Source organism: Yimella sp. NH-Cas1 (genome assembly GCF_022359705.1).
Lineage (GTDB): Bacteria > Actinomycetota > Actinomycetes > Actinomycetales > Dermatophilaceae > Yimella > Yimella lutea.
Window position 1 is genome coordinate 1,042,595 of sequence record NZ_JAKSGG010000003.1, and the last position, 17,665, is coordinate 1,060,259.

The window sequence follows — 17,665 nt, forward strand, 5'->3', positions numbered from 1 at the left end:
ACTCATGACTGCGCTGCAGAAGAAGGAAACCAACCCGATCGCGCACCTCACCGCGTACGACATCGAGTGCCTGGGTAAGGAGTTGGACGCGATCCGCGACGACGTGATCTGCCAGCGTGGCGCGAGCGATGCCGCGTACATCCGCCGCACGATCGACGTCCAGCGCAAGCTCGAGCTCGGCTCGCGCGGGTTGCTGTTGTTCTCCAAGTACAAGCCGGCGTTCGTGCTCGGCACCGTCGGGCTCACGGTCTCCAAGATCCTGGAGAACATGGAGATCGGGCACAACGTGATGCACGGCCAGTGGGACTGGATGCGTGACCCGAAGATCCACTCGACCACCTGGGAGTGGGACAACGCCTCGCCCGCGGACCTGTGGAAGCACAGCCACAACGAACTGCACCACACCTACACCAACGTGCTCGGCCGCGACAACGACCTGGGCTACGGCATCATGCGCGTCGACGAGGACCAGAAGTGGGCGCCGTTCTACCTCGGCCAGCCGGCCTGGAACTTCATCAACGCGTGCTTCTTCGAATACGGCATCGCCGCGTACGACCTCGAGATCGGCAAGTACTTCGCCGGGCGCAAGGACAAGGAGCGGTTCAAGACCGACGGTCGCAAGGTGCTCAACAAGATCCGCCAGCAGATGACCAAGGACTACGTCATCCACCCGGTGCTCGCACTGCCGCTCGGCTCGGCGCGTCGGACGCTGCTGGCCAACTACATCGCCAACCTCGGCCGCAACCTGTGGACGCACTCGGTGATCATGTGCGGCCACTTCCCGGAGGGTGTCGAGACGTTCACCAAGACGTCCATCGACGGTGAGACCCGCGGAGACTGGTACCTGCGCCAGATGATCGGCTCGGCCAACATCGACGGTTCGAAGGCGATGCACATCGCGACCGGCAACCTCAGCTACCAGATCGAGCACCACCTGTTCCCCGACCTGCCGAGCAACCGCTACCAGGAGATCTCGCCGAAGATCCGCGACATCTGCGAACGCTACGGCCTGCAGTACGTCACCGGTCCGCTGCACAAGCAGGTCGCCTCGGCGTGGGGCAAGGTCATCCGCCTGTCGCTGCCGAACCACATCGCGGCCAAGTTCGCCCCGGCGCCGCGTCGTTCGGTGGTCGAGCCGACCGCGCTGCCGAGCCATTTGCGCGATGCCGAAAAAGCCTCAGCCGCAGCCTGATTCGTCCTCATGCTCGGTGACGATCGGGTGGGGTGGAGCACGGAGCGCCGATCGTGACCTGGACTCCGGACGCATCGAGCGACTGCTGACGGACGCCGAAATGGGACGAGTCACGGACGATGTTCTGCGCGGCGCAGCTTGGCTGTGGAGATGCGTTTTCGCAGGTCAGGAGGTTGTCGGTGGTGGCGCCTAGGGTGGTTTCATGCAGGTCGGACAGGTCACCGGTTTCGCGGATCGACGCGAGTCGATCGGCGATGCCCGGGTCGCCCTGAGGGATGTCGCGGCGTGGCTTTTCCAGGCATCGGGTGCGGAGCTGACCGAGTTCGTCGGCGACCTCGACGACCTGATGCGGGTCGCTGCGGCTGCTCGGGTCGCTGCTACGGCGGAGGCTGCGGCGCGGGGTGAGATCGTCGCATCGACCTCACCGGGGACGACGGCGTGGGTGCGGGAACACGCACCGACGACTGCCGAGGGTGGTGCAGCGGACGTGGCGGCGTGTGCCCTGGCCGCGAACACTCGAGGGGATCGGCAGCGCGTCGGTAAAGCGGTGATCGATGCGGAGTTCTCTGCCAGGACGGGCGCGACGATCCTGCGCGAGATGGAGAAGCTGCGGGCCGAGGTCATCCCCGGTGCGATGGAGTCGGTCACCGAAGCTCTGTTGATTATGGGGCGCCGACACGGTCCGGACGGCGTGAAGATGGTGCGCCCGGAACTGTTGTCCAGGTTCGGGTCGCGGGAGTTCCAGCGGGATCAGGACAAGCGTCGGACCCGGGTGGAACTCAGCCGAGGTGTGGAGAACGACGGCATCACCGAGTACGACCTGGCGCTCGACAACGAGTCACGGGCAATCCTCGAAGCGGCGATAGGGCCGCTGAGCAAACCGGTCCCTGGTCCGGATGGTGAACGGGACACGCGTACGTTCGCCCAGCGTCGCGGTCAGGCCTTGATCGAGGCTCTGCGTCGTGGGTTGTCGTCGGCGGTGCTCCCGGGATCCTCGACGAAGTCCACTGTGGTCGTCGTGGTGGACGAGGAGCGGTTGCGCGACGGCCGTGGCGCCGGGCGGGTGCTCGGCGGCGTTGATGCCGGGATGTTGCTCGGGTCGGAGACCGTCCGCAAGCTGGCGTGCGACGGTCACGTGATGCCGTTGGTGCGGGACGCGTTCGGGCGGATTCTGGACGCGGGCCGTTCGCAGCGATACATCACGCGCGAGATGTTGAAGGCCTTGTGGGTACGTGATCAGCAGTGCACCTTCGGCGGCTGTACCGCGCCGGCGTTCTGGTGCGACGGTCACCACTTGATCCACTGGGCCGACGGTGGCCCGACCAGCCTGGACAACTCAGCCCTGCTGTGCGGCGGTCACCACACGGTCGTGCATCGAGACCGGCTCGCCGGCCGTCTCATCGACGGACAGGTGGTGTGGGATTACACCGCCGGCTCCTACGACCGTCGCTTGAACGAATGGCGGGAACAACACCCGCCCCCTGACCTACAAGCCGATTCGGTTGTGGCCCAACAGGATCAGCGACCCTGGTTCGGTCCACCGCCGCCAGGAGACGATCAAGCCTGGCAACAGTTCCGAGACTGGGTCGATGGCGGCGCACTCTGGGTCGACGAAGACGGCAACATCGCCGCTTAGGGCAGCGACGTGTTCGTCGACCCCACGGCTCGAGGCTTCCGCCAGGCAGGTACGGACAGTGCGATGAGTCACCAGACGGTGGTTCTCAGTGCTCCGGGTGCAGGCTGGCGTCCGCGGCAGTGACCCTGCACGAGGTGAACTGAACCGTGAAGCCCTCCCGCGAAGGCGCGCAGCAGTACGGTCCGGCCGACAGCACCGCTTGAGGATCCAGTGGGGCGACGCGGACGAGTTGCCAGCGTTCGTCGTCGGCGCGTGCACGCACGGTGAGTGCATCGCCGGATCGACTGGCGCGGATGGTCACCTCTCGGCCATCCCAGTCGGGGACCCGTGCGAGCGACCAGTCGGACACGTTGCCAGTGACGACGGCGCCGACGCAGTTCGTCCCGTCGCTGTGTTCGATGCCTGCCTTGATCCAGGTCGCCTCATCGGTGCGCACGAAGATCCGGGCCTGGTCGAACTGCTTGCATCAACCGGAGACCGCACGGCAGGTACCAAACGTCGCAATGCGATGTCTGTAGGGCGGCTGGGGCTTGAACCCAGGACCGACGGATTATGAGAACGGCGAGTCTGCCGATTTCCGGTGGTCTCGTTCGGTCGACGCTGGTTGCCATCGGATTGCATAAGTCCTGGTCAGCGCACGTTTTCGGTCTTGTCTGGTCGAGGATGGTTGCCCGTGGATGACGACCGCAGGAGGGCCAACGGAGGGCCACTTTCCCTTCTCAATGGGTGAGCGCAATCCGCCGGTGAACGCTCGTCAATGCAGATGGGTTGAAGTCGCCGCAACTAGTGTCAGCGCATGTCGGTGGTGGAGGTGATGCAGTGGGTGGGCCTCGGGGCGAGCATTGTTGGTGCGCTCGCAGCGGTCGGTGCATGGCTCCGGGCTGGTCGTGCGAACGGCATTGCCCAAAAGGCCCTTGACCAGCAGAACGAGGATCATTACGTCCGGTGGGAGGGTGACTGGAGCGGCCCTGGCGATTATCGGCTACATAACCGGGGCAACGACACGGCGCACTCCGTCTTGCTGGACATCACCGTGGGCGGCCGCGGCATCCGGATTCAGCGTCCACAGGTGGAGGCTGGAGGCTTCATTGCGGTTGACGCTCGCCAGGAGGCTGGCGAAGTGATCACAGAGCTAGAGGAGCGCCTGCGAGCACAGGCACGTGCCCGGACGCCGCAGGGCAATTACGGATTGCAGCTTCCGAACGTGGCGGGCTTCTACCCGCGGCTGCCGAGCGGCGTCTTGCGCTATCACGTCACGTGGACGAGTGAACTTGGCAGGCGTCACTCGGACAGCGCCTCTGAAGTGGGCATGGACTACGGCGTGGAATCCGGGGAATAGCTCGCGGGAGACGGACAGCCCTGCTAGCTTCCGAGCCATGGGGGCATTCAGAAGGTTCGGTGGGGTGTTCGTGCTAATGGCAGTGACCGCAGGGTGCTCGGGCGGAGGTTCCGAGGCGGAACAGTCGCCCGCCGCGAGTCAGTCTGTGCCAGCTCGTGTCCAAACGGTCTACCTGGCAACTGCACTCTCATGCTCGCGACTACCGGAGTTCCCTGGCACCAAGTTCACTCCGCTGAAAGTGGATGGAGCCGGTTACTCGATAACGGTTGAGCCGAAGCAGGGCTGTGTCGAAAATGCGGTCTTCAGCTCCTATGTCTATGAGGTTCCGGTTGCTGCACAGGCAGCCGTCAGGATCACACCTGGCACCCAGCCGGGGGTGGAGCTTTCGCCGCAGCAGTTCCAGGATGGCGCTGCCACCGTGTTTTACGCGGTGGACAGCGGGGATATGTTCAAGGTGAGCGTCGTTCGTCCAGGCAAAGATGAAGCCGTCAAGAAGGCTCAGCCGTAACGGTCATGGCTGACGAGCACGGATACTGGGATTGGCGCGACATGCTCCTGCTTCATCCCGAAGGCCGCGCGACTGGCGAGCCTTGCGTGAAGTGCGGGGAGCCTGTGCCATCCAATGCCCATTGGACGCACCGCGACCGCCATGTCTGCAGCGCCAGGTGCAACGGGAACCTCAGCCGCCAGTTCAACCGGCGAATGCGCGCGGGCGTGCTAACAGATCTCCACGGCCGCGCGGCTGGAAGCCCGCAGAGGCTTCCCAATCCGCGAACCACTGGACCGCGCCCGTTCGTGACCAACGAAGGGTCTGTACCTCCCTTCGAGTGGGAGGGCTTCGGAGTTGTGCCCGGCGATGTGGTCGAGCGGTACGGCATCGTCGTTGAATACGCCTTGCTCCACCGTGATCAGGAGCCAACGTGGCCGAATTGGTGGCCAGAACATGTGATGGTGGCGATAGAGCGCGAGAGTGGTCAGCAGGCGCTGTGGGGAGCGGACTCTGACGGGAATCTCACCGCCGTCTCGCTGCTCTACTGCAGTCCGGACGGTGGCCTCACCTACGACGACACCTTCCTTGCCGGTGGCGTGCGATGCCGGTGGCACTGTGAGATCGTCTCAGCGTGCACGGACAACGGTCGCGAGTACACCTGGGAGGCGATAGTCGCAGCGCCGACGGACTCGCCTTACAAGCCGGTTTGGTGGACGCCGGAGCGTACGGCATTGAGCGAACGCAGAAAGCGGGAGTCGTCTTCCACGGCACGTCATCTTCGACGAATGCGGGAGCTGGCTGCGACAGCTGAACGATTCGATCCGCGCGAGGTGTACGAGCGGGACGGCTGGGTCTGTGGACTGTGCGGCGAGGCCGTGGATCGGTCGCTGCGTTGGCCCGATCTGATGTCGCCCAGCTTGGATCACGTCACCCCGTTAATTGCGAACGGCGAACACTCACGAGCCAACACCCAGCTTGCTCACTGGATCTGCAATGTGCGCAAGGGCGCCAAGGTTGCGGCGGAACTCGCGAAGGCGGACTCTGCGACGAAGTAGCCTGCGAGTGGCGTCAATACTGCTGTCTCTGAGGAGAATTGGCCTCCGTCAGTCGGCACTGGACCAGTGGCGCACCGAGTTCTTCGGCTACTTCGACACCGGTGGTGCGAGCAACGGCGGCAGCGAAGCCATGAACGGTCTCATCGAACTGCACCGCCGTCTCGCCCGCGGCTTCCGCAACCGCGACAACTACCGCCTCCGCATGCTCCTCATCGGCGGCGGACTCAACCTATGACCCACGCTCAACGGCGAAGAGCCGGCAAAGCGCGCGTCGTCGGGCTGCCTGCTTGGCTGGTGGGGGACCTGCGCGTGTACCTCGCCCAGCACCCGCGCTCAGGCGACGCCGACGCGCCGCTGTTCCCTGGTCGGGTGATGGGCGGGCAAGACCGCTCCACCGGGGCCAAGGGTCGCATCACCTACGACCAGCCGTGGGAACGGGATGCGTTCTACCGCAGGCATTTCAAGCCCGCGCTCAAAGCCGCGAACCTGCCCCAGACGATGCGCCTGCACGACCTCCGGCACACCGCCGGGAGCCTGATGCTCCGTGCCGAGATCGAGCCGTACCGGGTGGCCGAATACCTCGGGCACTCGCTGGACGTGTTGTTGAAGATCTACGCCCACATCCTCGAAGGTGACCGCGCAGCCGACATGGAGTTGTTGGCTCGTCCGCAGCGGACGCTACAGAGAATCTGACCCAACGCGCGACGCCTCTATGACGCGGAGGCAGGTGGCTCGATGCTTGCGACCGGCCCGTCACGTCGTTCGATGGCTTCGCGCTTCGTCTCGGGGAGCTTCGCGTACAACGCGTCGATGTGGTTGGGGCGCGTGATGACCTGTTCAACGATGATGTTCAAGAGGCCGAACAACGCCGCCGTGAGGTCGGCATCCGCGTCGAGGTCGATCTGGCCAGGATGCACCGACTCGTTACCAACCACCCGCAAGGTGTCCATCGCTCGCTGGACTCGCGGATCGAGGCCCTGGCTGACCAGCTTGCCGATCTTTGTGACGATGTTCTGCCGTCCCGGCACCAGTTCGTCGACGAGCATCTGCAACGCCAGTCGTAACAATCCCGCCGCACTCTTACGGCTGATTGGCGCGACTTCCCGCGCCTCGTTGTAGATCGCCTTCACCTCGTCGGGCATGTCCTCGTTGGGCGCCACGCCGACGCGTGGCAGCGGATAGATGGATTGATCGCGCTTCCACAGACTCGTCTCGTCGCATGACGCGCAGGTAGCGCCGGACAGGCCGTCGACCCGCGTGCTCGGGAGCGAGTGGTGGTAGTACAGGGCAACCTCGGCCCAGTGCTGGGCAGCGTATACCCCGCAGGAGGGACAGTGAAACGCCTCGCGTCCCCATACCGGAGTTCGATCTTCAGACATAAGGCCAAGTGTGTCAGCGGGCACCGACAGCCGTTGAGCCCTCGAAACGCCGGAGGGCCAATGGAGGGGCACTTTCCGGTTCGCAAGCCTGCTACCTGCGGAAACGCTGTAGGGCGACTGGGGCTTGAACCCAGGACCGACGGATTATGAGTCCGCTGCTCTGACCGGCTGAGCTACCGCCCCGCGCCCGGAGATCCGGGCCGGTCAGATCCTCCGTCCACCTCGGGACAGCCGGTGCGTTGATGAGCCGACGAGAACCTGACCGGTAGACGAGGGTACGGGAGCGCCGACGGCGGACGTCAGCCGGTGCCGTGCGGTGGATCCCAGGTCAGGCGGCGTCGGGTCGGGGCGTCGAGCACAGCTCGCAACGGAGGAGCTCAATCGGTTTGCGGTCTCAGCGTGCCGCCGGGTAGGCACGCCCGCGTGGTGCATGCTTGGGCACAAAGACAGCCACGACGGGGAGGCGCGATCGTGAGACCGGGGGAGACGCTCGGCGGACGGTACGAGTTGCGTTCGCGGATCGCCGGCGGTGGCATGGGCGAGGTCTGGGTGGCGCACGACGCCGTGCTCGATCGCACGGTCGCGGTGAAGGTCATCAGACGCGAGCTTGCCGAAGACCCCGAGTTCGCACGGCGCTTCCATCACGAAGCCCGCACCGCCGCTCGGCTGAGCCACCCCAACATCGCGCAAGTGCACGACTTCGGACGTGACGCCGGCACCGACTACCTGGTCATGGAGTACGTCCGCGGTACATCCCTCGCAGACCTCATCGATCGCCGAGGTGGACTACCGCCCGAGCAGGTCGTGTCACTCGTCGGCCAGGCAGCCGCAGGGCTCGAGGCGGCGCACGAGGCAGGTGTGGTCCACCGTGATGTGAAGCCGGCCAACATCCTGGTCACCGAGAAGGGCACGGTGAAACTCACCGACTTCGGCATCGCCCGCGCACTCGGCGAGGCGAAGATGACCCGCACCGGAGAGGTGCTCGGCACCGCGCAGTACCTCGCGCCGGAGGCGGCGCTCGGACACGACGTCGACGGCCAGGCCGACCTGTACGCGCTCGCGGTCGTCACGTACGAGGCCCTCACCGGCGGTCGACCGTTCCAGGCCGATTCGGCTGTGACACTGGCGATGAAGCACATCAACGAATCGCCGCCGCAGTTGCCTGCGCACGTCCCGTCCGGAGTCCGGGACGCGGTCATGCACGGTCTCGCCAAGGGCGCCTACCAGCGTCCACACGGGGTGGGGGAGTACGCCCGCGCACTGCGGGGTGGCCTCAGTTCGACGCCCGGCCGGTTTCCGGTGCAGCCGACCCATGCGCCGTACGCCGGACCGCCGTCCATGCCGTCGTCCATGCCGTCGTCCATGCCGCCGTCTGCGGCGCAGACCTACCGCCCGTCATCGGATCCGAGAATGCACGGCGGCTCGGCCGTTGCGAGCCACGGGTACGGCGCACCGTACGGGCAACCGGCGTACGGATTCGCTCCACCGATCAACCGGGAGCGCCCGGCCGACGGCACGGCCAAGGGAATCGGCTGGACCTGGATCATCATGTGTGTGGTGATCCTCGCCAGCCTGTTCATGCCGTGGGCGTCGATGAACGGGCAGAGCTGGAACGCATTCAATCTCGAATGGGCCGAGCTCAACTACAACGTCGAGCCGGCGTCCGCAGGGCTGGCAGAGGTACTACTCGGCGTCACGGTCGTTCTGCTGATGCTGGGCTTGCCGCAAGCACTCGGCAAGGGACATCTGGCGTGGGGCATCGTCGCGCTGTTCGTGTGCCTGCTGGGTGGACTGTTGTGGGCGGCGATGATGGGATACGTGACCGGCACGGACGACGAACCGAGTCCGCTCGATGCCGGGGCCGGACTCACGTTCTGCGGGATTGCGGGGTTGGTGGTGTTCGGCACCGCCATCGCCTCGCTCGCCAAACGACGCTGACGTCGGCGCGCCGGATCGGGCGTCGAGCTGAGCGCCGTTAAGGTCATCGGCTGTGACCGATGGTGCGGAAGTTACGAATTTGGGGCACAATGTCCACAACAACTTCACTGCCGTTGACATGGGCCACTGCGAGGCCGTTGGGGAAGACGTCCCTCGCACAGCTAGGAGGCCCGGATGTCTGCGGTGAATTCGCGTGTCACGCGCGGAGTCGTGTTCATTCACTCGACTCCGACTGCGTTGTGCCCACACATCAGTTGGGCGTTGGAGAACGTCCTCGGTTCTGCCGTCCGCATCGACTGGACCGGCCAGCCGATGGCGCCCGGCCTCGTCCGCACCGAGTTGTCCTGGATGGGGGAACCCGGTACCGGCGCCAAACTCGCCAGTGCTCTGCGCGGCTCGGAGCACGTACGTTTCGAGATCACCGAGGAACCCAGCCCCGGCTGTGACGGCTCGCGCTGGTCTCACACCCCGGCCCTCGGCATCCACCACACCTGGACCTCGGCCAACGGCGACGCCGTCGTCAATGAGGACCGGCTGCGCTCTGCGCTCGCCGCGAGCAAGGGCGACCCCGACCAGTTCCGTGCCGAGATGGCCGAACTCCTGGGAGTCGCATGGGACCAAGAGCTCGAACCCTTCCGGTACGCCGGTGACGGCGCGACCGTCCGCTGGCTGCACCGCGTGAGCTGAGCGTGAAAACAGAAGCCCTGCACCGAGATCCGGTGCAGGGCTTCTGTGTGCAATGACTCAGAGCGGGATGTTGCCGTGTTGCCCCCGCCGGGCCGGTGCGGACGCGATGGCCGCAGCCAGCGCAGACCTGGTCGCGGACGGCTCGACCGCCTCGTCGATCACGCCGATCTCCATCGCTCGGGGGAGCCCGCCGGCGAGCTTGGCGTGCTCGTCGGCCAACTGGTTCTCGACGACGGGGCGCTCGGCCTCGTCGACCTCCGCCAGTCGGCGGCGGTGCAGGATGCGTACTGCGGCGACGTGGCCCATGACCGCGATCTCGGCGTCGGGCCAGGCGAAAACCCTTGTCGCACCGAGCGATCGGGAGTTCATCGCGATGTACGCGCCGCCGTAGGTCTTGCGGGTCACCAGCGTCACCCGAGGCACCACGGCTTCGGCGAACGCATGCAGCAGCTTGGCTCCGCGGCGCACGACGCCATCCCATTCCTGGCCGACGCCGGGCAGGTAGCCGGGCACGTCGACCAGCACGACCAGCGGCACGCCGAACGCGTCGCACATCCGCACGAACCGGGCCGCCTTCTCCGCCGAGGAGGAGTCGAGGCACCCGCCCAAGCGCATCGGGTTGTTCGCGATGACACCGACGGTCCGACCGCCGAGGCGGCCGAGGGTCGTCACGATGTTCGGTGCCCAACGCGGATGCAACTCGAGGGAATCGGCACCCTCGTCCAGCAGGTCCGCAATCAGCGGATGAACGTCGTACGCACGCTTCACAGACTCAGGCAGCGTGGCAGCGAGGTCGCGGTCCTCCACGCTGTCCACGTCCATCTCGCCCTGTGCGGCAAGCAGATCCACGAGCTGGCGGCCACGCTCGTACGCCTCCTCGGTCGAGTCGGTGACGACGTGGACGACACCGGAACGACGTCCGTGCGGCTCCGGGCCGCCCAGGCGTAGCGCGTCCACCTGCTCGCCCGTCACCGAACGCACGACATCCGGGCCGGTGACGAACACGCGTCCGTCGGGCCCCAGGATCACGATGTCGGTGAGCGCGGGACCGTACGCGGCACCGCCCGCAGCAGGACCGATCACGATCGAGATCTGCGGGATCTTGCCGGACGCGCGGGTCATGATCGCAAAGACCTCGCCCACCGCGTGCAGCGATACGACGCCTTCGGCCAGGCGGGCGCCGCCGGAGTGCCACAACCCCACGACCGGCACCTCGTCGGCCAGCGCACGCTCGTAGGCCACCAGGATCGCCTTGCAACCCTCGACGCCCATCGCGCCACCCTGGATGGTGGCGTCAGAGGCGAAAGCCACGGCGCGCGCACCCTCCACGTCACCGACACCGACCAACACACCACTGGTGTCCTCGTCGGTGATCAGTTCGAGCGTGCCGGCGTCGAAGAACTGCTCCAGACGCTTGCGCGGGTTACGGGGATCGTTCTCCCGGTCGACTTTCGGCTTGGCCGAGGCGGACGCGGCGGCGGACGCTTCGTTGGGCTGACGTGCCATCAGAGGCTCTTCACCATCATGGCGACGTTGTGACCGCCGAATCCGAACGAGTTGTTGAGGGCAGCGATGTCGCCGTCCGGAAGCTTGCGATGCTCACCCTTGACGACATCGAGGACGATCTCGGGGTCCTGGTTGTCGACGTTGATCGTGGCCGGAACCAGGCGGTGGTGCACCGACAGGACAGTCAGCAGTCCTTCGAGTGCGCCGGCAGCACCCAGCAGGTGTCCGGTCATCGACTTGGTGGCGGTGACGGCGATGTTGTCGGTCGCGTCGCCGAAGGTGCGACGGATCGCGTTCGACTCGGCGATGTCACCGACCGGAGTCGAGGTGGCGTGCGCGTTGATATGCGCAACATCCTTGTGCGACAGGCCTGCTCGCTGTACAGCCTCGTTCATCGCACGGCTGGCGCCGGAACCTTCCGGTTCGGGTGCGGTGATGTGGTGTGCGTCGGCGGACATCCCGATGGATGCGAACTCGGCGTAGATCTTCGCGCCGCGTGCTTTCGCGTGCTCGTAGGTCTCCAGCACGATCACCGCAGCACCTTCACCCATGACGAAGCCGTCACGATCGACGTCGTACGGCCGCGATGCAGCCGCCGGGTCGTCGTTGCGCTTGGACAATGCCTGCATCGCGCTGAAACCGCCGATGGTCAACGCGTGGATCGCGGCCTCTGTGCCACCGGCGACGACGACATCGGCGCGGCCCGCACGGATCATCTCCGCGGCGTAACCCATCGCCTCAGCTCCGGACGCACAGGCGGAAACCGTGGTGTGTGCTCCGGCGCGCGCGCCGAGTTCGAGGGAGACATTGCCGGACGCGGTGTTCGGCATCAGCATCGGAACCGTCAGGGGGTAGATGCGACGCGCGCCCTTTTCCTTCATCACGTCGTACTGCGACAGCAGCGTGTGGACGCCACCGATACCGGTGCCGATCGCGACGCCGAGACGCTCCGGGTCGACCTGGGGCTCGCCGGCGTCGGCCCAGGCCTCACGGGTCGCCACGAGTGCGTACTGCGCGGACGGGTCCATGCGGCGCGTCTCCACACGCGCGAGCACCTCACCAGGATCCTGGGCGATGGACGCGGCGAAAGTGGTGGGCAGCTCGTACTGCTGCACCCAGTCGGCTTCGATGGTGCGGGCTCCGGAACGTCCGGCCAGCAGTGCGTCCCACGTCTCGGTCGCCGTGCCACCCAGGGGTGTGGTGGCGCCGACTCCGGTGACGACGATGCGCTTGTCTGCGCTCATGGGGTGCGTACTCCTCGTGGTTGTGGCGCGCGTGCGAGTGCTGTGCGTGGTTCGGTGAGTGGTGCGGCAGCGGGTGGGGGAGCCGGCCCGAAGACGCCGACCGGCTCCCCGACCGGTCAGCCCTGGGCGTTCTTGATGTAGGTGACGGCGTCGCCAACGGTGGTGAGGTTCTTGACCTCGTCGTCGGGGATGCGCACACCGAACTTCTCCTCGGCGTTGACGACGATCGTCATCATCGACAGCGAGTCGATGTCGAGGTCCTCGGTGAACGACTTGTCGACCTGCACCTCCTTGGTGTCGAGGCCGGTCTCCTCGTTGACGATCTCAGCGAGGCCCTCGAGGATCTCCTGGTCGCTCTGTGCCATCTTCGACAACTCCTTGTTTCGTGATGTGTTTCCCTGTGGTTCAGGGAAACTCGGGGCTGACCCGGTTTGCCCGCCGAGCCGACGGGGGTTTACGGGAGTTCGATCACCTGGGCGGCATAGACCAGACCGGCACCGAATCCGATCTGCAATGCCAGCCCACCGTGGGGGGCTTCGCCCTCGCGCAGCATGCGCTCGGTCGCGAGCGGGACCGAGGCGGCGGACGCGTTGCCCTGCTCGGCGATGTCGCGGGCGACGGGGATGTCGGCAGGCAGCTTCAACTGCTTGATCATCGCGTCGATGATCCGCATGTTCGCCTGGTGCGGGATGAATGCGTCCAGGTCGTCGGCGGTGATGCCGGCGGCGTCCAATGCCTTCTGAGCAACCGGGGCCATGCCCCACACCGCCCAACGGAACACCGACTGGCCGGCCATTCCGATCGTCGGCCAGGTGCGCTGGTCGCCGGGTTCGTTCTCCCACGAACGCCGGATGTCGAGCCAGGACTCACGCTGGGAGATGACATCCCACTGTTCCCCGTCCGATCCCCAGACGGTGGGTCCGATGCCCGGGGTGTCGGACGCGCCGACCACCGCTGCACCGGCTCCGTCGGAGAAGATGAAGGCGGTGCCGCGGTCGTACTTGTCGGTGAAATCCGACAGCTTCTCCACGCCGATCACCAGGACGTTGCGGGCACTGCCCGAGCGCACCATGTCGTTGGCCAGGCTGATGCCGTAGCAGTACCCGGCACACGCGGCGGAGATGTCGAAGGCCGGCACACCGTTGATTCCCAGGTTCGTCGCGATCAACGGTGCCGCGGCGGGTGTCTGGTACGGGTGGCTGACCGTTGCGACCAGCACCGCGTCGATCTGGCTCATGTCCATCCCGGCGTTCGCGACCGCCTCGCGTGATGCGGCTTCGGCCATCGAGGTGACGGTCTCGTGGTCACCGGCGATGCGTCGGGTGATGATGCCCGAGCGTTCGCGGATCCACTGGTCGGAGGAGTCGATGAACTGGCAGATCTCGTCGTTGGTGACCACTCGGTCGGGGCGGTAGGCGCCCACTCCGAGGATGCGCGAGTGTCGGACGCTGTCGGCGACCTGGAGTTTGCCGGTTTTCTTGGGTTGGGACACAGGGGAATTCATCACAGTTCCGTCGGGTAGAGGCGAAGGATCGGTTGGCCGGGTGCGACGGGATCGCCGTCGTCGACCAGCCACTCCAGCACCTGTCCGCCGTGCAGTGCGCTGACCGGGTAGGAGTCGCGCAGGGTGTTGACCGTCGCGATCTCGGTGCCGGGTCGGACGTCCTCGCCGGCGGTGAGGTCGGCGATCGTGACCGTGCCCTTGGCGGGCGAGATGACCAGGCGCCAGGTGGGGTCCATCGCCTGCTGCGGGTCCCCGTGCTCCCGGATCATCCGGTGAGCGGCGTCGAGGTCGTCGGGCGACTTCAGGGCCAGTGCCTCGACGCCCGGCATGCCGCGTTTGGCGAGACCGACCAGGGTGCCTGCCGGCGGGATCTCGATGATGCCGGTGACACCCATCCCGACGATCGTCTCCATCGTGAGGTCCCAGCGCACCGGGCTGCTGACCTGGGTCACCAGGCGGCGCAGCACGTCGACGCCACTGTGCACGACCTGCCCGTCCTTGTTCGAGACCAGGGCGACGCGGGGATCGTGGGTCGACATCGCACGGGCGTATCCGCCCAGTTGTTCGACGGCCGACCCCATGTGCTCGGTGTGGAATGCACCGGCGACCTGCAGCGGGATCACGCGAGCCTTGGCCGGCGGGTCGGCCTTCAGCGCGTCCAACTGCTCCATCGTGCCGGCGGCGACAATCTGTCCGCCACCGTTGCGGTTGGCCGGTGTCAGCCCGTGCTTGTCGAGCACCGACAACACATCATCCTCTGTGCCACCGACGACGGCGGCCATCCCGGTCGGCAGGACGGCGCTCGCAGCTGCCATGCCTTTGCCGCGCTCACGGACGAACACCATTGCCTGCTCCGCCGACAGCACGCCCGCAGCGGATGCGGCGGTGATCTCACCGACGGAGTGACCGGCGCCGGCCCCGACCAGGCGGAAGCCGTCGGCCGGGTGACTGAACAGGGCCAACAAGGAAACCAGGCCGGCGCCGACGATGAGCGGCTGCGCGACCGCGGTGTCCTTGATGGTGTCGGCGTCGGACGTCGTGCCGTGCTCCACCAGGTCCATTGCGGCGACGGCGGAGAGCCAGTTCAGACGGTCTTGGAAGCCGGGCAGTTCGAGCCAGGGAGCCAGGAAGCCGGGGGTCTGGGAGCCCTGTCCAGGGCAGACGATTGCGAGCACGTCCTCAACTCTCCCTTGCCGACCGTGGGGGAGCAGGTCACCGAAACCGACGAAAGTCGGCGGTCCGTCTTTGTAGGAATCGTCAACGACGCTCGGACGGAGATGGCAACACGGCATACATGGCACCGAGCCGGACGGCGAAGGCGTCACGGGAATCGGTGATGTCGTAGCCGCTGTCCTGCTCGAACTTGCCGAGCCGGTAGCGGACCGTGTTGGGGTGCACGAACAGCGCACGGGCGGTCGCCTCGAGGCTGCCGTTCTCCAGGTAGGCCATCACGGTTTGTCGGGTGCCGGCACGTCGTTCGAGTGCTTCGTCGACCCGGTCGGTGAGCTGTCGCCGGGCGCGGTGGTCGCCGCCGAGTGCGCGTTCGGCGAGCAGTTCTTCGGCGTGACAGGGACGCGGTGCATTCGGCCAGGCGGCCGCCGCGACATACCCGGATTGCGCGGCCCTGGCACTGCGTCCGGCCGCGTACAGATGCGGAACCAGCGGGCCGACGACGACCGGGCCGGGCGCCCAGAGGTCGGCCAGGTCACCGGCGACCGGCATGGGGTCGGCGACATTGCCGAGGATGGCGATGAGCCTGCGTCCCTGCACAGCGGCCAGCGCTTCGGCACCGATCCGGGTCGAGACCCGGCGAACGGCGTCCACCGTCTCGCTGCCCGCACCGGGGGTGCGTTCCCGGCGATCACCACGATGTCCTTGACCTCGTCCCAGCCCAGCGCCGACACCCGCGAGCGCAACGCCTCGTCGGCCTCGGCGCGCAGCACCGCGTCGAGCACCAACGACTCCAGTCGCGCGTCCCACGCGCCGCGGGTCTCGGCGGCCTGCGCGTATACGTGGGCGCACGCGAACGCGACTTCGCGTGAATAGGTGAGCACCGCGGCGCGCATCTCGACTCGCTCGTCCGGCTCAGCGACCTCGGGCACGGCCTGTTCGACGACATCGATCGTGGTGCGGACGAGGTCGAGGGTCTGCTGGAGCGTGATCGATCGAGTGAGTTCACGCGGCGCGGTGCCGAAGACGTCGGCCGCGATCGGAGGCAACGTGTCTTGGTCGGCGTGCCAGGCGATGAAGGCCGCGATGCCCGCATGGGCGACCATGCCCACCCAGGACCGGTCCTCGGCGGGCAGCGCCCGGTACCAAGGCAGTTCGTCCTCCATCCGCTGCACCGCGGTCGTTGCGAGACCACCGGCTGCGGCCTCGAGTCGGCGCTGGGTGCTGCGGGGCTGGGGCATGGGGCCAGCTTATTTGTAGAACCTTTACCAAAACGGGCGACCGTTCGTCGATTGGACACCTCGATGTCACCCCTACGGCGACTTGATGGGCTGGCATGGATTCATGAATCGACGTTCTTTCGCCGGCCTCGTCGCCGCCGGCGCCGCATCCGTTGTTGCTGCCCCCGCCTTGACCGACCGCGCGTACGCCGACTCCGGTCGTCGACGTGGACCCCGCCGCAAGGGTCCGATCGTCGTCGGACACCGAGGTGCGTCCGGCTATCGCCCCGAGCACACTCTTGCCGCGTACACCCTCGCCGCCCGGATGGGCGCCGACTTCATCGAGCCCGACGTGGTCATCACCAAGGACGGTGTGCTGGTCTGTCGGCACGAGCCGGAGATCGGTGGCACCACCGACGTTGCCGAACGCCCGGAGTTCGCCTCCCGCAAGACCACCAAGAGTCTGGATGGTGTCCCGGTCACCGGATGGTTCGCCGAGGACTTCACCCTCGCCGAACTACGCACGCTGCAAGCGGTGGAGCGCCTGCCGGAACTGCGGCAGGAGAACACCGCGTACGACGGTCTGTGGCAGATCCCGACCTTCGAGGAGGTGCTGAAGCTGCGCGAGAAACTGTCGCGTGAGCTCGGTCGTGTCATCGGGGTCTACCCCGAGACCAAGCACCCGACGTACTTCCGGGAGATGGGAAACCCGTTGGAGGAGAAGCTTGTTCGTCTGATCCGTCGTTTCCGTCTCGACTCGCCCAATGCCCCGATCTTCATCCAGTCGTTCGAACTGCAGAACCTGATCGATCTGCGAACCGAGATGCGGGTCAAGGCTCCGTTGGTCTTCCTGGCCACGGTCAAGGGCACGCCGTACGGTGACACCCGCAGCTACGACCAGTTGCTGTCCCGCTCGGGCATGAAGGAGTGGGCCAAGTACATCGACGGCGTCGGCCCGGACACCAAGCGCGTCATCTCCTGGAACTCCGACGGCACCCTCGGCAAGCCGACCTCGCTGGTCGCCGACGCGCACGCCAACGGCCTTACGGTCTGCCCGTGGACGGTCCGCGCGGAGAACACCTTCCTTCCCGCCGACTACCGCATCGGCACGAACCCGGCCGACTACGGTCGCGTGCTCGACTTCTTCGCGCAACTGTGGAAGACCGGCATCGACGGCATCTTCACCGACAACCCCGACCTCGGTGTGCTCTCGCGTGAACTGACGCTCGGCATCGAGGCACCCTGACCGCCGGTCCCGGTCGATCGGGATGAAGCCCCCCGGCATGTGCCGGGGGGCTTCATCGA

At 66.5% G+C, this 17,665-nt stretch carries 17 protein-coding genes, 1 tRNA gene and 2 pseudogenes; 10 read left to right on the forward strand and 10 right to left on the reverse strand.

Annotation, left to right across the window (positions count from 1 at the left end; all coding sequences use genetic code 11):
• Positions 1–4: 4 nt before the first annotated feature.
• Together MF407_RS05385 and MF407_RS05390 are read left to right on the forward strand one after the other, a co-directional pair.
• Positions 5–1,192 carry an acyl-CoA desaturase gene (locus MF407_RS05385; RefSeq protein WP_239701681.1) on the forward strand — a complete coding sequence of 396 codons (1,188 nt, stop codon included), beginning with the start codon at positions 5–7 and terminating at the stop codon, positions 1,190–1,192.
• A 202-nt stretch (positions 1,193–1,394) separates the two neighbouring features.
• Positions 1,395–2,828 (forward strand): HNH endonuclease signature motif containing protein, encoded by a 1,434-nt coding sequence (locus tag MF407_RS05390; protein WP_239701683.1) that lies wholly within the window; start codon positions 1,395–1,397, stop codon positions 2,826–2,828.
• An 85-nt stretch (positions 2,829–2,913) separates the two neighbouring features.
• Here MF407_RS05390 and MF407_RS05395 read toward each other — a convergent pair.
• Positions 2,914–3,279, reverse strand: a pseudogene (locus MF407_RS05395) (DUF1349 domain-containing protein); the annotation flags it as partial.
• Positions 3,280–3,624: 345 nt separating this feature from the next.
• On the opposite strand from MF407_RS05395, the gene MF407_RS05400 reads away from it, so the two are divergent.
• The 5 genes and pseudogenes from MF407_RS05400 (at position 3,625) to MF407_RS05420 (ending at position 6,405) form a co-directional block, all read left to right on the forward strand.
• Entirely contained in the window at positions 3,625–4,167 is a 543-nt protein-coding gene (locus MF407_RS05400; RefSeq protein ID WP_239701686.1) for a hypothetical protein, read from the forward strand.
• A 238-nt stretch (positions 4,168–4,405) separates the two neighbouring features.
• Positions 4,406–4,675, forward strand: coding sequence for a hypothetical protein (locus MF407_RS05405; protein ID WP_239701688.1), 270 nt, complete (start codon positions 4,406–4,408; stop codon positions 4,673–4,675).
• A 5-nt stretch (positions 4,676–4,680) separates the two neighbouring features.
• The gene (locus tag MF407_RS05410; RefSeq protein WP_239701690.1) at positions 4,681–5,712 is read left to right on the forward strand and encodes an HNH endonuclease; all 1,032 of its coding nucleotides are present in this window, start codon (positions 4,681–4,683) and stop codon (positions 5,710–5,712) included.
• 58 nt (positions 5,713–5,770) lie between these two features.
• Positions 5,771–5,947 (forward strand): annotated as a pseudogene (locus MF407_RS05415) (transposase); the annotation flags it as partial.
• Complete coding sequence (locus MF407_RS05420) at positions 5,944–6,405, forward strand: tyrosine-type recombinase/integrase (RefSeq protein ID WP_239701692.1); 462 nt, start codon at positions 5,944–5,946, stop codon at positions 6,403–6,405. The pseudogene MF407_RS05415 and the gene MF407_RS05420, both read left to right, overlap by 4 nt.
• A 17-nt stretch (positions 6,406–6,422) precedes the next feature.
• Here the strand turns inward: MF407_RS05420 and MF407_RS05425 are convergent, their stop codons facing one another.
• Both MF407_RS05425 and MF407_RS05430 read right to left on the reverse strand, forming a co-directional pair.
• On the reverse strand, positions 6,423–6,854 hold the full coding sequence (locus MF407_RS05425; protein ID WP_239701693.1) for a DUF4145 domain-containing protein: 432 nt from the start codon (positions 6,852–6,854) through the stop codon (positions 6,423–6,425).
• A gap of 346 nt (positions 6,855–7,200) precedes the next feature.
• Positions 7,201–7,274: transfer RNA gene (locus MF407_RS05430), tRNA-Ile, on the reverse strand.
• Between the two features lie 288 nt (positions 7,275–7,562).
• On the opposite strand from MF407_RS05430, the gene MF407_RS05435 reads away from it, so the two are divergent.
• Together MF407_RS05435 and MF407_RS05440 are read left to right on the forward strand one after the other, a co-directional pair.
• Positions 7,563–9,029, forward strand: coding sequence for a protein kinase (locus MF407_RS05435; protein WP_239701694.1), 1,467 nt, complete (start codon positions 7,563–7,565; stop codon positions 9,027–9,029).
• A 174-nt stretch (positions 9,030–9,203) separates the two neighbouring features.
• Complete coding sequence (locus tag MF407_RS05440; protein WP_129626636.1) at positions 9,204–9,716, forward strand: DUF3145 domain-containing protein; 513 nt, start codon at positions 9,204–9,206, stop codon at positions 9,714–9,716.
• A gap of 57 nt (positions 9,717–9,773) precedes the next feature.
• Here MF407_RS05440 and MF407_RS05445 read toward each other — a convergent pair whose 3' ends face one another.
• The 7 genes from MF407_RS05445 to MF407_RS05475 all read right to left on the reverse strand — a co-directional run bounded on the left by MF407_RS05445 (position 9,774) and on the right by MF407_RS05475 (position 16,381).
• Positions 9,774–11,222 carry a carboxyl transferase domain-containing protein gene (locus MF407_RS05445; RefSeq protein WP_239701695.1) on the reverse strand — a complete coding sequence of 483 codons (1,449 nt, stop codon included), beginning with the start codon at positions 11,220–11,222 and terminating at the stop codon, positions 9,774–9,776.
• On the reverse strand, positions 11,222–12,466 hold the full coding sequence (gene fabF, locus MF407_RS05450) for a beta-ketoacyl-ACP synthase II (protein WP_129626640.1): 1,245 nt from the start codon (positions 12,464–12,466) through the stop codon (positions 11,222–11,224). The genes MF407_RS05445 and fabF overlap by 1 nt, the downstream gene beginning before the upstream one ends.
• A gap of 116 nt (positions 12,467–12,582) precedes the next feature.
• Complete coding sequence (locus tag MF407_RS05455) at positions 12,583–12,831, reverse strand: acyl carrier protein (protein ID WP_129626642.1); 249 nt, start codon at positions 12,829–12,831, stop codon at positions 12,583–12,585.
• Between the two features lie 89 nt (positions 12,832–12,920).
• The gene (locus tag MF407_RS05460) at positions 12,921–13,970 is read right to left on the reverse strand and encodes a beta-ketoacyl-ACP synthase III (RefSeq protein ID WP_129626644.1); all 1,050 of its coding nucleotides are present in this window, start codon (positions 13,968–13,970) and stop codon (positions 12,921–12,923) included.
• Positions 13,970–15,145 carry an acyltransferase domain-containing protein gene (locus MF407_RS05465; protein ID WP_345770833.1) on the reverse strand — a complete coding sequence of 392 codons (1,176 nt, stop codon included), beginning with the start codon at positions 15,143–15,145 and terminating at the stop codon, positions 13,970–13,972. The genes MF407_RS05460 and MF407_RS05465 overlap by 1 nt, the downstream gene beginning before the upstream one ends.
• An 82-nt stretch (positions 15,146–15,227) precedes the next feature.
• On the reverse strand, positions 15,228–15,419 hold the full coding sequence (locus MF407_RS05470; protein ID WP_239702854.1) for a helix-turn-helix domain-containing protein: 192 nt from the start codon (positions 15,417–15,419) through the stop codon (positions 15,228–15,230).
• Positions 15,419–16,381: a hypothetical protein gene (locus MF407_RS05475; RefSeq protein ID WP_239701696.1), complete on the reverse strand. Its 963-nt coding sequence runs from the start codon at positions 16,379–16,381 to the stop codon at positions 15,419–15,421. Before MF407_RS05475 ends, MF407_RS05470 begins: the two co-directional genes overlap by 1 nt.
• Before the next feature lie 103 nt (positions 16,382–16,484).
• Between MF407_RS05475 and MF407_RS05480 the strand changes: the two genes are divergently transcribed.
• Positions 16,485–17,606 carry a glycerophosphodiester phosphodiesterase gene (locus MF407_RS05480; protein ID WP_239701697.1) on the forward strand — a complete coding sequence of 374 codons (1,122 nt, stop codon included), beginning with the start codon at positions 16,485–16,487 and terminating at the stop codon, positions 17,604–17,606.
• The last annotated feature ends 59 nt before the right edge of the window (positions 17,607–17,665 follow it).

Bases quoted from the DNA above. Each gene is read 5' to 3' on its own strand.
- MF407_RS05420 (WP_239701692.1), top strand. From the start codon at position 5,944: ATGACCCACGCTCAACGGCGAAGAGCCGGCAAAGCGCGCGTCGTCGGG.
- fabF (WP_129626640.1), bottom strand. From the start codon at position 12,466: ATGAGCGCAGACAAGCGCATCGTCGTCACCGGAGTCGGCGCCACCACA.
- MF407_RS05475 (WP_239701696.1), bottom strand. From the start codon at position 16,381: ATGCCCCAGCCCCGCAGCACCCAGCGCCGACTCGAGGCCGCAGCCGGT.
- MF407_RS05460 (WP_129626644.1), bottom strand. From the start codon at position 13,970: ATGAATTCCCCTGTGTCCCAACCCAAGAAAACCGGCAAACTCCAGGTC.
- MF407_RS05410 (WP_239701690.1), top strand. From the start codon at position 4,681: ATGGCTGACGAGCACGGATACTGGGATTGGCGCGACATGCTCCTGCTT.
- MF407_RS05400 (WP_239701686.1), top strand. From the start codon at position 3,625: ATGTCGGTGGTGGAGGTGATGCAGTGGGTGGGCCTCGGGGCGAGCATT.
- MF407_RS05455 (WP_129626642.1), bottom strand. From the start codon at position 12,831: ATGGCACAGAGCGACCAGGAGATCCTCGAGGGCCTCGCTGAGATCGTC.
- MF407_RS05480 (WP_239701697.1), top strand. From the start codon at position 16,485: ATGAATCGACGTTCTTTCGCCGGCCTCGTCGCCGCCGGCGCCGCATCC.
- MF407_RS05445 (WP_239701695.1), bottom strand. From the start codon at position 11,222: ATGGCACGTCAGCCCAACGAAGCGTCCGCCGCCGCGTCCGCCTCGGCC.
- MF407_RS05440 (WP_129626636.1), top strand. From the start codon at position 9,204: ATGTCTGCGGTGAATTCGCGTGTCACGCGCGGAGTCGTGTTCATTCAC.
- MF407_RS05385 (WP_239701681.1), top strand. From the start codon at position 5: ATGACTGCGCTGCAGAAGAAGGAAACCAACCCGATCGCGCACCTCACC.
- MF407_RS05425 (WP_239701693.1), bottom strand. From the start codon at position 6,854: ATGCCCGACGAGGTGAAGGCGATCTACAACGAGGCGCGGGAAGTCGCG.
- MF407_RS05390 (WP_239701683.1), top strand. From the start codon at position 1,395: ATGCAGGTCGGACAGGTCACCGGTTTCGCGGATCGACGCGAGTCGATC.
- MF407_RS05470 (WP_239702854.1), bottom strand. From the start codon at position 15,419: ATGGCCTACCTGGAGAACGGCAGCCTCGAGGCGACCGCCCGTGCGCTG.